This window comes from Desulfurispora sp., assembly GCF_052744395.1.
On the sequence record NZ_JBRAJI010000058.1, the window covers coordinates 1 to 14,366 of the forward strand.

Sequence of the window (14,366 nt, forward strand, 5' to 3'; positions counted from 1 at the left end):
ACCCAGATTATGCCTGAAAATGGTTATTGGTGAGATGGTATCACGGATCCAGGATTAACATAATCTCTTTATGATAATGATATTAATTATCATTCACATGATACATCTCACCCCGCACCCTGTCAAGTACCTGTACTAAAATACTGAACCATGGAGACTGCGGATTCAAATCCTGTCGCCGGCCAATAAAAACGTCACGCCGCCTGGTCCGAAGGACAGGCGGCGCCTAAAATCTTTCATTTAAAGCTGTAGTTGGGAGCTTCTTTGGTAATCATCACATCGTGGGGATGGCTCTCCCGCAAACCGGCCGGAGTAATGCGGATGAAGCGGGTTTTGGTTTTCAGCTCCTGAATATTGCGGACGCCGCAGTATCCCATACCTGCCCGGAGACCGCCGATCAGCTGGTACACCGTATCGGCCAGGGAACCTTTGTAGGGCACCCGTCCCTCTACTCCCTCCGGCACCAGTTTTTGCTGATTTTCCTGGAAATAGCGGTCCTTGCTGCCTTCCTTCATGGCCCCCAGTGAGCCCATGCCCCGGTAGACCTTGTAACTGCGTCCCTGGTATATCTCAATGTCGCCGGGGCTTTCCTCGGTACCTGCAAACAGGCTGCCAATCATGATCACGTCAGCTCCGGCGGCAATTCCCTTGGTGATATCACCAGAATATTTAATTCCGCCGTCTCCAATGATGGGTATGCCATGTTTGGCTGCTTCACAGGCACATTCATAGATGGCGGTGATCTGCGGTACGCCGGCTCCGGCCACTACCCGGGTGGTGCATATCGACCCCGGCCCAATTCCCACTTTTACCGCATCGGCCCCTGCAGCAATCAGGTCGCGGGTTGCTTCGGCAGTAGCCACATTACCGGCGATCACCGCCACATGGGGATATTGATTTTTGATGCGGCGCACCGTATCCATGACCCCGGAGGAATGCCCGTGCGCCGTATCCACTACGATCACATCGACCTGGGCATTTACCAGCGCTGCCACCCTGTCCATGGTGTCCGCACTCACCCCCACCGCCGCCGCCACCAGCAGCCGGCCCCGCTGATCCTTGGCCGCATTGGGGTACTGGCGGGCTTTCTCAATATCCTTGATGGTAATCAGACCTACCAGGTTGTATTCCTGATCCACAATGGGCAATTTTTCAATCTTGTGCCGGCTCAGAATCTCTTTGGCCTCCACCAAAGTGGTTCCCACCGGCGCGGTGATCAGGTTATCCCTGGTCATCACTTCCTTAACCGGGCGGGAGAAATCGGTTTCAAAGCGCAGATCCCGGTTGGTCAGTATACCCACCAGGCGGCGATTTTCTGTAATCGGTACGCCGGAAATGCGGTAGCGTTCCATCAAGGTAAGAGCCTCACTGATCGGGCTGTCCGGAGGGAGAAAAATAGGATCGGAAATCACGCCATGTTCGGAGCGCTTTACCCGGTCCACTTCCAGCGCTTGCTTTTCAATGGACATATTTTTGTGAATAACGCCGATACCGCCCTCCCGGGCCATAGCAATAGCCATGCGTGATTCGGTTACCGTATCCATACCCGCACTCATCAGCGGTATATTGAGTTTGATCTCCCGGGTAAGGTTAGTGGTTATATCTACATCGCGCGGCAGCACCTCGGATGCGGCCGGTAGTAATAAAACATCATCAAAAGTTAAACCCAGCTTTGAGAATTTCTCCGGATGCACTGGTCAAAACCTCCTTAAATTATCCAGCCGGATTAATATTCGTATATTATAGCATAACCCCCTGCCGGACGCATCTGATCCCGGGCGATTTTTAGCAAAAATTAACGAACAGTATATTTGTGTTAGAATTAATCAACATGCTAGAATTATCCTAATCATCTAATAGCACATTTCTTGTTATAAGGAGGCCCCAGATGTCTGACCAGAAAATTTTTCAGCGTTTTTTCTACCCTGAATCTGTTGCTTTAATCGGTGTAAGCACCCGGACAGGTCCCGACTCGTTCAACATTCTGGAGCTGCTGCTGAGCAGTGGTTATCCGGCCCGGCTCTATCCGGTCAACCCGCGCGGCGGCGAGATCCTGGGCCAGCAGGTCTACCCTTCGGTAATGGAACTGCCCGAAGTACCGGATCTGGCAGTCATCTCCACTCCCCGCACTGCCGTACCGCAGGTGCTGGAGCAGTGCGCCCGGAAAGGAATTATGGCCGCAGTAATCATTACTCAGGGCTTCTCGGATGCCGACGACCGGACCGGTCAGGAACTGCACCGGCAAATTATTAATGTGATACAGAAATATGGCATCAGAGTAATCGGCCCCAACACTCTGGGGATTGTAAACAACTATAGCGGTTTCCGCACTTCCTTTGTCCGGTTTCACGCCGGCTGTCAAGATATAGGGGTGGTATGCCAGTCGGGAATTTTCCTGGCAGCCGCCCAGGACTTCAGCAGTGGCATAGGACTGGGAGCAGATATTGGCAACACCGCTGATCTCGATTTTACCGATCTGCTGCAGTATTTCACCGAACACACCCGGATCAGGGCCATCAACCTGCACATGGAAGGGTTAAAAGATGGCCGCCGTTTCATGGACATAGCACGCAACGCCGCCAGCCAAAAACCGGTCATTGTCCTGAAAACCGGTTGCAGCGAACAGGGAGCAAAAGCGGCTGCCTCCCACAGCGGCTCGCTCACCGGAGAAGACATGGTCTTTTCCGTCGCCTTCCGGCAGTGCGGCCTGCTGCGCGTGGAAAACAGCTCGCAGATGGGCGATTTAAACAGAACTTTCCTTACATACCCAACAGCAACCGGCCCGCGTGTAGCCATTGTAACTGTCAGCGGCGGTGCCGGCATTGCCGCAGTGGATGCCTGCAGCAAATACGGCCTGGAGGTGGCTGCCTACAGCCCAGAGACCCAACAAAAACTTGCCCAGCTGTTCCCGGACTGGATGCACCCCGGCAACCCGGCTGACATCTGGCCGGCCGGCATGTCCCGCGGCTACAGGGAAGTTACCAGGCAGGCCCTGGAGTGTATCCTGTCCGATCCCGGTGTGGATCTGCTGCTGATGATCACCCCGGCCTATCTGCCTCCCGACCAGGACCCCATGAACATTACCCGCCTATTTAATGAAGCAGCTTCCCTTCACCCGGGAAAACCCCTGGCCGTATGGATTTTCGGTCCTTACCGCCATGAATACAGGCAGGCCATCGAGGCCAACGGCAGGGTAGTGGCTTACGACTGCCCGGAAAAGGCAGCCTATTGTTTAAAGCAACTTTATTATTATCACAACAAAGTAAAGGGTAGAATTTTTACACCGCCCTCTCCACCCGATAACCTGGATAAGGTCGGAGTGCAGGAGATACTGCGCAGCACAAAGCACAAAATACTCAACGAGACAGCCCTGGATATACTGGCCGCCTACCGGATACCAGTTGTCACCCACGTCCTGGCCCACAGCGCGGCGGAAGCCTGCCGTCTGGCCGGTGAGCTGGGCTACCCCCTGGTCATGAAGATTGCCAGCCCGGATATCACCCATAAATCGGACGCCGGCGGCGTACTTCTAAACATTAAAAATCAGCAGGAATTACTGGCCGCCTACGAACGGCTGATGCAAAACATGCAGCAACAAAACCCTGCGCCGCGGATCAACGGTGTATTGTTGCAACCTTATATCCGCAATGGTCAGGAAGTAATCATGGGAGGCAAGATTGACCCGCAGTTTGGTCCGGTGGTTATTTTCGGCCTGGGCGGCATCTTCACCGAGGTCATCCGCGACATCACCTGTCGCGTTGCCCCTGTCAGTCCGGCCGAAGCCAGAGAAATGATCGGGGAGATTAAATCTTCCGCCATCCTGTCCGGTCTGCGAGGGCAGAAAGCAGCCGATGTGGATGCCCTGGCTGATTGCCTGCACCGCCTGAGCTTTCTGCTGTATAACCATCCGGAAATCCGGGAAGTAGATTTAAACCCGGTGCTGGCTGGCCCGGATGGTTGCCTGACACTGGATGCCCGGGTGGTTTTGGCCTGATGGGGATCAATCCTGCCCCATTATTGAGCCCAAACCATAACGCTCAAAGTGCTCCCGCAAGCTGGCAATGGTTTTCTCGGAAACGGCAAATTCCTGAGCCATTTCCTGATCGCTGCGCTGTTCTTTCAGGGCAGCTATAAACCGGTCAAAATCCACACCGGCCTCCGCAGACTTGCATTTCAGGCTTGGCTGAGTGCTCCAGGGTACCCGGGTGCGCAGATAGTTTTCCATTGAGCGATCTCTCCTTCAAGCAAATTATTTCTTTGCTATCACCATCAGCTGCTGTTATTATCTGCTGCACTCGGGCAATTTAATCTCCGCCATGGGCGGACAAGCCGGCTGCGTTGACATTGTGTATATTAACGTAAACAATGTACCGGCTCCCGGTCTTGTATTTAAATATTATGAATATTGGCACCATTATTGCAAGGTTTCCTTCTGCAACCTGAGCTGCTTGACGAATCAATCTGAAATAAGGTGATCCAGATGACCATGCATATTGTGGTTTGTATCAAAGCGGTACCAGATCCGAACTTCTGGTCCAGGATAGAGATTGATGCGGAAAAGGGCACCTTGAAACGCCAGGATTGCCCGCTCGTGATCAACCCGCTGGACAGGCATGCCCTGGAACTGGCTCTGCAGATCAAGGAAAAATGTCCTGCTGCCAGCATCAGCGTCCTGTCCATGGGCCCGCCTCAGGTGCAACAGAACCTGCAGCAGTGCCTGGCTTTGGGAGCAGACCGGGCCTTTCTGCTCAGTGATTTGAGTTTTGCCGGCGCCGATACCCTGGCCACAGCCCGCACCCTGGCGGCCGCTATGGACAAACATCTCGCCCCCTACAGCTATATCCTCTGTGGGGCCTGGAGCCTGGATGGCAATACCGCCCAGGTCGGCCCCCAGCTGGCCACCCTGTTACAAATACCTCACATCACCGAAGTGTCCCGGGCAAACATCCATCCGGACGGCACGTTAACCATTGAAACAGAGTCTGATTATTATTGCAACACCTGCCAGGTAAGCGCTCCGGCCCTGATCACTGTCACCGAAGAGATCAACAAACCCCGGTCACCTTCCCTGATGGGCATTCTGGCTGCCCGAAACAAGCAATGCACCCTGCTGGATGCAGCAGCCCTCCAGCTGTCCAGGGAACAGATTGGCCTGGCCGGATCCCCCACCCGCCCGTACCGGTTGTTTACACCCGGCTATGAGCGCAAGCAGCAGTACATTTCCGGTTCACCGGCGGTAATGGCCAGCACATTGACCGGCATCCTGCAGAGCGAGGGGTGGCTGAACAAATGAGCATCTGGGTCTATATTGAACATATCCAGGGACAACCACTTGCGGTCTCCCTAGAATTAATGGGGAGGGCAGCCGAACTGGCTGCAGCCGTAAACCAGCAGGCCGTCGCTGTAGTCCTGGGTGAAATACCCCGGGCCAGCCTGGAACTTCTCTGGGGCTGTGGCGCCGACCGGGTTCTCTACTACCCGGCGGCCGGATTGCCGGCCTATAACAGTGAGGTTCATCCCGTCATATTGTCCGAGCTGGCCCGGCAGTATAATCCGCTGGCCATCCTCTGCGGCGCTACGGGTACGGGACGGGCGCTGGCTCCGGCGGTGGCCGCCCGTCTGCAAACCGGCTGCGCTGCTGACTGCAGCCAGCTGGATATAGACCGGCAGGGTAATCTGCTGCAAACTGTGCCGGCATTTAATGGCAGCATCATGGCCCAGATCATCACGCCCTGTCACCGCCCCCAAATAGCTACGGTACGGCCCGGAGTTTATCCGGTGCCCGCCGCCACTGCCCGCCCGGGTGAGCTGGAAATCATCTCCGCTCCCCTTCCCGCAGCCCGCCTGACTGTTATATCCAGGTTACGGGAGGACAGGAGCAACCCTTCTGCTGCCGTCCCCATCCAGGAAGCCCCTGTTGTGGTGGGAGGAGGAGCCGGCGTAAAGGATCAGGACGGCTGGCAGTTGCTCCACCGCCTGGCCGAAAAACTGGGCGGAACGGTGGGGGGCACCAGACCGGCCGCCGACGACGGTTTCATCCCGCCCGGGCATATGATTGGCCAGAGCGGCATTACCATTCGCCCCCGCCTGTATATTGCTGTGGGCATTTCGGGAGAAATGCAGCATATTGTGGGCATCAAGGATGCCGGTTGCATTGTGGCGATTAACAACGACCCGGCGGCCCCTATTTTCCGTTTTGCCGACTACAACATTGTAGCCGATTACCGGGAATTCATTCCCGCCTGGCTGGAACAGCTATCCAAATCTAATGATCATTAATCAGGGAGGTTGGTTTGATGGATTTTGCTTTTACCAGTGAACAGGAGCTATTGCGCAGTGCGGTCCGGGAACTGGCTGAACAAGCCATTGCCCCCCGGGTGGACAGCATGGAAGAAACCGATCAGGTACCCGTCGATTTGCTCCGCCAGATGGCAGCCCAGGGTTTTCTGGGAGTTACGGTACCCCAGGAGCTGGGTGGCACCGGACTGGGTCATCTGGCTCGCATGATTATGCTGGAGGAGGTCGCCCGCGTCTCGCCTGCTCTGTCCATGTCCTTGCAGTGTCTGCATTTCGGCGTGGCCGCCGTCGCGGAATCAGGCAATCAGTTGCTTATTGACCAGTACCTCCAGCCGCTGCTGCAGGGGGAAATATTTGCCGCGGCCGGTATAACCGAAGCCTCCGGCGGTTCGGATCCCACGGCCGGCACCACCACCGCCCGGGAGAAAGAGGGCGGCTTTGTGCTAAACGGCCGCAAGGTATTTATCACCAACTCCCATATTTCTGATACCGCCATGATTGTGGCCAAAACAGCCGATGAGCCCAAAAAAGAATTTACCGCTTTCTGGGTGGACAAAAAATACGGTGGCTTCCGTCCCGGCCGGGCTGAAAAGAAAATAGGCTTCCACGGCTGTGTCACCGGCGAGCTGATCCTGGAAGAATGTTTTGTACCGGCGGAAAATATCCTGGGCACCCGGGGTCAGGGTCTGGCCTATGCTCTGAAAGGCATTTCTGATTACGGACGCACGGGTATCGTGGGCGTTGCCCTGGGCATCATGCAGGCCTGTTTGGAAAAGGCCATTAAATTTGCCGGCGAGCGGGTACTGTACGGCAAACCGATCAGCAACCTGCCCAGCATCCACTTTAAAATTGCCGAAATGCATGCCGACCTGAACGCCAGCCGCCTGCTGGCCTACCAGGCCTGCTGGCAGCTGGACCAGAAGCAGCGGGCCGATCTGGCCATTGCCACCGCCAAGTTCTTCTGCACCGAGGCCGCCCTGCGGGTGAGCCGCAAAGCCATGGATATCATGGGCGGATACGGCTGCATGGTGGAATATGGTGTAGAGAGATATCTGCGGGACGCCCAGCTCCTGGTTCCGGCCGACGGAACCAATGACATCATGCGGGTGGTAGCCGGCAAAACCCTCACCGCCGCTCCCAGAAAGAAGTAACATTAGTAGATATTATATTTCTGTGTATACAAGCTGCCCGATCACTGGCTATAATAATAGGCAGTGATCTTTTTTATTTATTCAGGGAGGAATCTTATATGGGGCAGCATGTACTGATTAAAGACCTGCTGGCACATGCCGGAGAAGAAGTAACCGTTAAGGGATGGTTATATAATCAGCGCACCTCGGGCAAGATCAAATTTTTAATCGTGCGCGACGGCAGCGGACTGGTGCAGTGTGTCTGCACCAAGAAAGAGCATCCCGAGCTGTTTGAACTGGCAGAACAGGCCACCCAGGAGTCGGCAGTTGTTGTTACCGGCAAGGTTAACCCGGATCAGAGGGCTCCCGGAGGTGCCGAACTGCACCTTTCCGGCCTGGAAATCGTCTCCCTGGCCCAGCCCTACCCCATCAGCTTGAAGGAGCACGGTGTAGATTTTTTAATTGACCGCAGGCACCTCTGGATCCGTTCGCCACGCCAGGCCGCTATTCTGCGCATTCGCAGCAGTCTGGAAATGGCCTGCCGGCAGTTTCTGCACCAGCGCGGCTTTGTGCTGGCCGATGCCCCCATTATCACCCCGGCCGCCTGCGAAGGTACCACCACCCTGTTTGAAATAGACTACCACGGCGAAAAAGCCTTCCTGTCCCAGAGCGGCCAGCTATACAATGAGGCCACTGCCATGGCTCTGGGCCGGGTTTACTGTTTCGGCCCCACCTTCCGGGCCGAAAAATCCAAAACCAGGCGTCACCTCATGGAGTTCTGGATGCTGGAAGTGGAAGCAGCCTATTTTGATTTTGAAGATAACCTGCAGCTTCAGGAAGAGCTGGTTTACCACCTGGTGCAGGTTGTCCTGGAACAACACCGCTCTGATTTGCAGTTGCTGGGCAGAGATATCGGTAAGCTGGAAGCGGTTTCCCGGCCCTTCCCCCGCCTGAGTTATCACGACGCTGTAAAGCTCTTGCAGGAAAAAGGCTTTGATTTCCAGCCGGGCGAGGACTTCGGTGCTCCCCACGAAACAGCCATATCGGAGCAATTCGACTCACCGGTCTTCATCCACCGCTTCCCCACGGCCATCAAAGCCTTCTACATGCAGCCCGACCCGCACAACCCGGAAGTGGTGCTGGGAGCCGATCTACTGGCACCCGAGGGCTATGGCGAGATTATCGGGGGCGGTCAGCGCATTGACAATCTTGAATTGCTCGAACAAAGGCTCAAGGAGCACAATTTGCCCCGCGAGTCTTTCGAATGGTACCTGGACCTGCGGCGCTACGGTACTGTTCCCCACTCCGGATTTGGTCTGGGGCTGGAGCGCACGCTGGCCTGGCTGTGTGGGCTGGAACACGTGCGGGAGAGTATTCCTTTCCCGCGGATGCTCTACCGGATCTATCCCTGATCTTCTCCCCGGCCTGGTGGCAGGGGCTTTACGTACATTGGACAGGAACCATCCAAACCGGGCTGCCCGGCCTTTCACCTCTGGCCGGGCAGTATTTTTTCTGGAATAGAAAGCGGCGGACGGGCCAGAATAAGAGTAAAATCTAACACCCATGGAGGATTTAATGATGAAAGATCGCCAGCCGGTAGATCCCGGCCACTATAAGGAACCCGAAACCAGGCATGACCAGCATCGCCCCGCCGGCTCACCCATGCCCCGGGAAATCCGCTCCCAGAAATCGCAGCTGGAAAGCAGCCATCGCCACGGCACCAGCAAGGATGTAAAGTGGGGGATTTCCTACAAAACCGGCCAGAAGGAAAGAGAATGACCGGTATATTGATGTAAATACACCTGGTCAGTTCCGGTTCACCGGATTATAATGGGTATGTAAACAATCCATGACATTCCGGCAGGTGTCTGATGATGGAACTGACCGAAAAGAAAAACGCCCGTAGAGATACCTATATCACGGGCAACTTTATCCTGGGCTTCTGCGCCAATTTTTTATTTTTTGGCACCAACCTGTATCTGATCCCGGTGCTGCCGCTTTACTTGCACTACCTGGGTAAAAACTCGGCAGCCATTGGCCTGATTATCGGTTCCTTCTCTTTTACTGCCATCTTGCTGCGCCCCCAGGTGGGCCGGCTGTCCGACTTTGTAACCAAACGATCTCTGATGCTGTGGGGCACAGTTATTTTTTTACTTGTTCCGCCTCTTTATCTGTGCACCCAATCAACTCTTCTGTTGACAGCCATCCGGCTTGTGCATGGCGTCGGGCTGGCCCTTTTTGCCGCCGCCTCCGCCGCCCTGGTGCCGGACATAGTACCGGCCACCCGGCTGGGAGAAGCCACTGGTATCTATGTCACCTCGGTCAGCATTGCCAGCGGTCTGGCTCCTCTGCTGGGCAACTATGTAGTACTGCATGCGACACCCGCAGTTCAACTGCTCCTTCCCTGCCTGTTCAGCGCCCTGGCCGCCCTGCTGGTATTCAATATTAAAGAATCCCCCCCCACCGGCAACAAGACCCCGGTCAGCCTCTGGCAGGCCGGGCACAACGTCCATGTATTTGTTCCTTGCCTGACCTTTGCCACCTGCACCTTCAGCGTGGGCACCATCACAGCATTCCTGCCCCTGTTTTTAAAACAGCACGGTATTAACAACAGCAGTATTTTTTTTCTATTTTACTCGGGAACCTTGATCATTGTGCGCTTTCTGGCCGGCAGGCTCAGCGACCGCTGGCCGCGCTCTTTGATCATCATTCCCTCCCTGTTTTTTGTGGCTGCCGGACTGGCTGTACTGGCCTATACCACCAACATCACCCTTTTATCACTGGCTGCTGTTATTGTTGGCCTGGGTTATGCCCTGGTTTACCCCAATCTCAATGCCTGGGTGGTGGAGCATACCCCGGCTGCCACCCGAGGGGCATCTCTGGGCATTTTCAGTGCATCCACCGATCTGGGTGCTTTTTTGGGGCCACTGTTTATGGGCCTGCTGGTTGACCAGCTGGGCTACCGGCAGACTTACCTGCTGGCGACTATCGTTCCCCTCACCGGCTTGCTGATTTTCTGGCGAATTTTGGGACAGGCCGACAAATAAAATCACTATTAATATTTTGTTAATATTGTGTTAATATAAGATTAAACAAATAATCATTCAGCAAGGGTGAGGAGACATGGTGATAAAACTTTTGATTATTGTTTATCTGCTGATCATCTGCGGCCTGGTTCTGGTAATTCCCCTCAAATTGCTGTCTACCGAACAGGTCTGCTGCCCGGGGTGCACCATGTCCAGCCTGCACCCCAAAAGAAAAAGAGACTATAATTGCCCGCACTGTGGGCGGGTTTTGCGTCGCGATGGGAAAATAGTCTTTGATGGAGGTTCCTGAACCGGATGATGGAAAAAATATTGATTCCCGGCCGAAACCAGCTGGCCGCCCTGCTGTACACTCCTGCCGGCCAGCCAACAAACACCCCGTTGATCATCTTCTGCCATGGTTTTACCGGCAGCAAAGAAGGAAGAGGCAAAGCGCTGGAACTGGCCGAAGTGCTGGCAGAGCACGGCTATGCCAGCCTGCTGTTCGATTTCAGCGGCCACGGCGAAAGCCAGGGACGGTTTGAGAACATTACCCTCTCCGGACAGATTGACGATTTAAATAACGTAATTGGCTTCAGCCAGCGGCTGGGCTGGCAAAAGGTCATCACTCTGGGACGCAGCTTTGGGGGAACCACTGTGCTCTTTCACGCCGCCACCGGAACCCGGGCCGTTACGGGTGTATGCGCCTGGGCAGCTCCGGCCCGGGTTTACGACCTGTTCACCGGGTTTACCGACATCGATCTCGAAACCGTAACCGATCCGAAAGAACGCATTCAGCTGGTGGGAGACGAGGGAATCATTTATGTCCAAAAGGCTCTCTTTGCCGATCTGGAAAAATACGATTACCGGCAGGCAGCCTCCGGCATACCCGAGATCCCGGTGCTGCTAATCCACGGTACCCATGATGCCGTGGTGCCAGTACAGGAAGCACACCTCTGGCACGAATCCCTGGGAGAGAAATCCGAACTGGTACTCATTCCCCGGGGCGACCACCAGTTTTCTCAACATTACCCGCTGGTGTGGCAGAAATTCCTGGACTGGCTGCAGATGCACTTCCCGGCCTGATGGAAATTTCTCATGACCCGGCAAACAATATTTTAAAAATATCCGGTCTCTGCCCGGCCTGCAGCTTCAGCCGCCCATCGGGCGAAATGTATCCCTTGAGCAGCGGTATCTGCAGCACCACCTCGGGTGGACTGGCATGCAAATCATACGCCACCACCGCCGCACCCCAGGACAGCTCTTCCAGTTTACCGCTGTTCTGCAGCTTTTCTATTCTGTTGGCCAGCTCGCCGGCGCCAAACAGGTAATCGTAGATTTCGTTTATTTTACCGGAAAGCACGGCCGCCGCTTCATGCGGTATCCCCCGGTTCATCCGGATCAGAAATTTTTTGCGGCTTAATGGAGCCAGCACCTCGGCATAATCTTCATCCACCCGTTCCGGTTGACCTTGATAATACTGTCTGATGTCGGCCGCTTCCCGCAGTGCCTTCTCGGTTTTGGTCAGCTCTTTTTTTCCGCTGTGCCGGTAGAGATCCTCCAACCGGCCGCAGCGCAGAATTAAAATATCCAGGCTCACCGCCTGCGCCGCCATCTGATCAAAAGCCTGCCGCAGCTGCTCCAGTGTCGAGGCCAGCGCAGTATTCTGCCAGTCGTCATGCTGCAGAGCAACCGTCATGAGCAGGTGAAATGCCCGGTATTCCCTGTATTCCTGGGGCTGCAAAAACTTTTTTTCAATCTCCTGCAGCAAACTGGCACAGCTGGCAATCTCCGCGGCGGTCTGCCGCCGCTCTATAACCAGATCCAGAGCCCGCCTCATGGCCTGCCGCAGTCTACCCGCCAGGCCCTCCAGCTTTTCAAACTCGGCCGGATCCAGATATTTTTCTACTGGTTCCGGCCCTTCCTGTTTATTTTTGACATAAGCCTGAACCCGTGCCGGTCCCACCCAGCCCCGCCACTCCAGGCGTTCCCCTTCACTGTGACCACAGTGCCAGCGCATCGCCGCCGATGGGTAGACGGCATCCCGGTCGCAGATCACAAAGGACTTTACACCAATCTCTTTAAAGAAAGCGGCATATTTAGCCATATACCCGATACCGCCCAGGGGCAACACACTGGTGCGGGCCAACGAGACCCCGTAGCCACCCGCTTCGATCAAGGCATGCAGTACATCCCGGTCGTGTTGCCCCTCTACCAGCACTACCTTGTCGGCAAAAAAAATCTCCCGCTTGTATGTGGTCAGGCTGGGCAACAGATCGGCATAGTAACCGGCCTCCTGAGCGGAAATTTGGAACACTTTCCTTTCCGCCAGGTAGTTCTTGGGCCGGCGGAAGAAAACCAGGCGCGACAAATCCTCGGCCGTCCGCAAATCAATCATGGAAGGCGAATGGGTAATTAATATAAAGTGCTTGCCTTGCAGTCTGGCCACTTCCCGCATTACCTGTACAAAAATGTGCTGCGCCTGCGGATGCAGGGACTGTTCCGGTTCGTCAATTATTACCAGCTTGCGCTCCGGATCGTAAACAGCTATACCCAGGACGGGTAGATTAATAAAACCCGGAGCTTCCGGCGTCACCAGGCTGCAGGAATCTCCTTCGGCCATGTGGAACTTGATGCCCCCGTCCTCCACGCTTACCGACAAACGCTGCGGCACCCCCAACCGTTCCAGAAAGGAAAAGGCCATGGCCAGCAGGCCCGGCTGGCGCACCGCCCGGTTCCAATACTGGCAGATCTGCTCATAGGCCAGCCATTCGCGGAAAAAACTGTCCTCCTCCCGGTAGACCACCGGTCGCAGATTGCGCCGCACATCGTCGCGGGTGGGCAGGATGTACAGTGCATCACTGATGTTTTCCCGGGCAAATTTTTTAAAAGCATAAGACTTGCCCACTCCATTGGGACCGATAATATAGGTCAGACCCGGCCGGTGATCAATTTGGTATGTAGAGCCATCGGGCAGTTGCAGGTCAATCTTGTCCAAGAACCTTCCTCCCCCGGTAAATTCTCCCCTGGTCATTTTCCACACCCGTAACGCGATTCCTGCCCAAAACTAAAAACCGCACCGGGCAAATTGCACAATACATTTGCCCAGTGCGGCTGTGATGGCATGGTGGACGAGAGGGGATTCGAACCCCCGACCCCCGCGTTGCGAACGCGGTGCTCTCCCGCTGAGCTACTCGCCCTTTTATCTGCGCGTTGACATTATAATACACGCCCCCGTACCCTGTCAATCGCGTATTTTACCTCGTTTCGCCAGCAAAAACAAAAACAACTCCCACAAAAAAAACAGCACCATACTGGAATCGCGCCAGAAGCGGAATTTCTGGCGGGTCAGCTGATATACTGGCCGGCGGTAAACCGTGAACTCGACCACTATAGCCAGCGCGGCCAGGCCCAGATAAAGCGGCTTAAGATCTACAACTACAGGCAGCAGTTTCCATACCGGGCTTAAATTCACGGACAGAGACTGTTCAATAAACATAATCGCCAGCAAACTCAAAGAGAATGCTCCTGCCAGATCCAGCCAGATGCTGGCCCGCCTGAGCAAACGGCAAATCCAGTAAGCACCCAGCAACACTACTGCCAGTCCAATCCAAAACAGGCCCAGCACAAAATGTAGCCAGGCCGGCACCGGCAGGGCCTGAAAACCGCTGAAAAACGCTGCCATCAAGATCAGCAATACCGAAAAAGCCAGCATGCGATGCAAAACAAATACCTCCTGCACCTGTATGTGCTCGCTACTAATGCTAATAGAGTATTTCTCTGGAACCAGCAGTTTTCCTTCCAGCTTTTTTATGCATTAAATGATCCTGCGGGCACCCCCTGGCTCAATATTTTTCACAAATTGTAGATCGTAAAATAGAATTGACCCCCGCTAGTCAAGTAAAACTGACCCACC

Annotated in this window: 13 protein-coding genes and 1 tRNA gene; 9 read left to right on the plus strand and 5 right to left on the minus strand. The window is 54.9% G+C overall.

The features are described from left to right. Positions 1–236: 236 nt before the first annotated feature. A complete protein-coding gene (gene guaB / locus ACUVTU_RS12175) occupies positions 237–1,694 on the minus strand; it encodes an IMP dehydrogenase (protein WP_445890231.1) in 1,458 nt (485 codons plus the stop codon). A 194-nt stretch (positions 1,695–1,888) separates the two neighbouring features. Between guaB and ACUVTU_RS12180 the strand changes: the two genes are divergently transcribed. Continuing rightward, positions 1,889–3,994, plus strand: coding sequence for an acetate--CoA ligase family protein (locus ACUVTU_RS12180; RefSeq protein ID WP_445890232.1), 2,106 nt, complete (start codon positions 1,889–1,891; stop codon positions 3,992–3,994). Between the two features lie 6 nt (positions 3,995–4,000). On the opposite strand, the gene ACUVTU_RS12185 is transcribed toward ACUVTU_RS12180, so the two are convergent. After that, positions 4,001–4,225, minus strand: coding sequence for a helix-turn-helix domain-containing protein (locus ACUVTU_RS12185; RefSeq protein ID WP_445890233.1), 225 nt, complete (start codon positions 4,223–4,225; stop codon positions 4,001–4,003). 255 nt (positions 4,226–4,480) lie between these two features. Between ACUVTU_RS12185 and ACUVTU_RS12190 the strand changes: the two genes are divergently transcribed. From ACUVTU_RS12190 to ACUVTU_RS12225, 8 genes are all read left to right on the plus strand, one after another. Then, positions 4,481–5,293 carry an electron transfer flavoprotein subunit beta/FixA family protein gene (locus ACUVTU_RS12190; RefSeq protein WP_445890234.1) on the plus strand — a complete coding sequence of 271 codons (813 nt, stop codon included), beginning with the start codon at positions 4,481–4,483 and terminating at the stop codon, positions 5,291–5,293. Next, positions 5,290–6,279 (plus strand): electron transfer flavoprotein subunit alpha/FixB family protein, encoded by a 990-nt coding sequence (locus ACUVTU_RS12195; protein ID WP_445890235.1) that lies wholly within the window; start codon positions 5,290–5,292, stop codon positions 6,277–6,279. Before ACUVTU_RS12190 ends, ACUVTU_RS12195 begins: the two co-directional genes overlap by 4 nt. 17 nt (positions 6,280–6,296) lie before the next feature. After that, positions 6,297–7,448 carry an acyl-CoA dehydrogenase family protein gene (locus ACUVTU_RS12200; RefSeq protein ID WP_445890236.1) on the plus strand — a complete coding sequence of 384 codons (1,152 nt, stop codon included), beginning with the start codon at positions 6,297–6,299 and terminating at the stop codon, positions 7,446–7,448. A gap of 98 nt (positions 7,449–7,546) precedes the next feature. Further along, the gene (gene asnS / locus ACUVTU_RS12205) at positions 7,547–8,839 is read left to right on the plus strand and encodes an asparagine--tRNA ligase (protein ID WP_445890237.1); all 1,293 of its coding nucleotides are present in this window, start codon (positions 7,547–7,549) and stop codon (positions 8,837–8,839) included. 166 nt (positions 8,840–9,005) lie between these two features. Next, positions 9,006–9,206, plus strand: coding sequence for a hypothetical protein (locus tag ACUVTU_RS12210; protein WP_445890238.1), 201 nt, complete (start codon positions 9,006–9,008; stop codon positions 9,204–9,206). A gap of 92 nt (positions 9,207–9,298) precedes the next feature. After that, on the plus strand, positions 9,299–10,474 hold the full coding sequence (locus tag ACUVTU_RS12215) for an MFS transporter (protein WP_445890239.1): 1,176 nt from the start codon (positions 9,299–9,301) through the stop codon (positions 10,472–10,474). Between the two features lie 76 nt (positions 10,475–10,550). Continuing rightward, positions 10,551–10,763 carry a hypothetical protein gene (locus ACUVTU_RS12220; protein ID WP_445890240.1) on the plus strand — a complete coding sequence of 71 codons (213 nt, stop codon included), beginning with the start codon at positions 10,551–10,553 and terminating at the stop codon, positions 10,761–10,763. Positions 10,764–10,768: 5 nt separating this feature from the next. After that, positions 10,769–11,536 carry an alpha/beta hydrolase gene (locus ACUVTU_RS12225; RefSeq protein WP_445890241.1) on the plus strand — a complete coding sequence of 256 codons (768 nt, stop codon included), beginning with the start codon at positions 10,769–10,771 and terminating at the stop codon, positions 11,534–11,536. A 10-nt stretch (positions 11,537–11,546) separates the two neighbouring features. On the opposite strand, the gene ACUVTU_RS12230 is transcribed toward ACUVTU_RS12225, so the two are convergent. The 3 genes from ACUVTU_RS12230 to ACUVTU_RS12240 all read right to left on the minus strand — a co-directional run bounded on the left by ACUVTU_RS12230 (position 11,547) and on the right by ACUVTU_RS12240 (position 14,174). Next, on the minus strand, positions 11,547–13,448 hold the full coding sequence (locus ACUVTU_RS12230) for an ATP-dependent nuclease (RefSeq protein ID WP_445890242.1): 1,902 nt from the start codon (positions 13,446–13,448) through the stop codon (positions 11,547–11,549). 127 nt (positions 13,449–13,575) lie between these two features. Then, positions 13,576–13,650, minus strand: a tRNA-Ala gene (locus tag ACUVTU_RS12235). A gap of 44 nt (positions 13,651–13,694) precedes the next feature. Continuing rightward, complete coding sequence (locus tag ACUVTU_RS12240; RefSeq protein WP_445890243.1) at positions 13,695–14,174, minus strand: hypothetical protein; 480 nt, start codon at positions 14,172–14,174, stop codon at positions 13,695–13,697. Positions 14,175–14,366 lie beyond the last annotated feature (192 nt).

Coding starts and splice junctions, on each gene's coding strand:
- ACUVTU_RS12225 (WP_445890241.1), top strand. CDS start 10,769: ATGATGGAAAAAATATTGATTCCCGGCCGAAACCAGCTGGCCGCCCTG.
- ACUVTU_RS12220 (WP_445890240.1), top strand. CDS start 10,551: ATGGTGATAAAACTTTTGATTATTGTTTATCTGCTGATCATCTGCGGC.
- ACUVTU_RS12190 (WP_445890234.1), top strand. CDS start 4,481: ATGACCATGCATATTGTGGTTTGTATCAAAGCGGTACCAGATCCGAAC.
- ACUVTU_RS12185 (WP_445890233.1), bottom strand. CDS start 4,225: ATGGAAAACTATCTGCGCACCCGGGTACCCTGGAGCACTCAGCCAAGC.
- ACUVTU_RS12180 (WP_445890232.1), top strand. CDS start 1,889: ATGTCTGACCAGAAAATTTTTCAGCGTTTTTTCTACCCTGAATCTGTT.
- ACUVTU_RS12210 (WP_445890238.1), top strand. CDS start 9,006: ATGAAAGATCGCCAGCCGGTAGATCCCGGCCACTATAAGGAACCCGAA.
- ACUVTU_RS12195 (WP_445890235.1), top strand. CDS start 5,290: ATGAGCATCTGGGTCTATATTGAACATATCCAGGGACAACCACTTGCG.
- asnS (WP_445890237.1), top strand. CDS start 7,547: ATGGGGCAGCATGTACTGATTAAAGACCTGCTGGCACATGCCGGAGAA.
- ACUVTU_RS12200 (WP_445890236.1), top strand. CDS start 6,297: ATGGATTTTGCTTTTACCAGTGAACAGGAGCTATTGCGCAGTGCGGTC.
- ACUVTU_RS12215 (WP_445890239.1), top strand. CDS start 9,299: ATGATGGAACTGACCGAAAAGAAAAACGCCCGTAGAGATACCTATATC.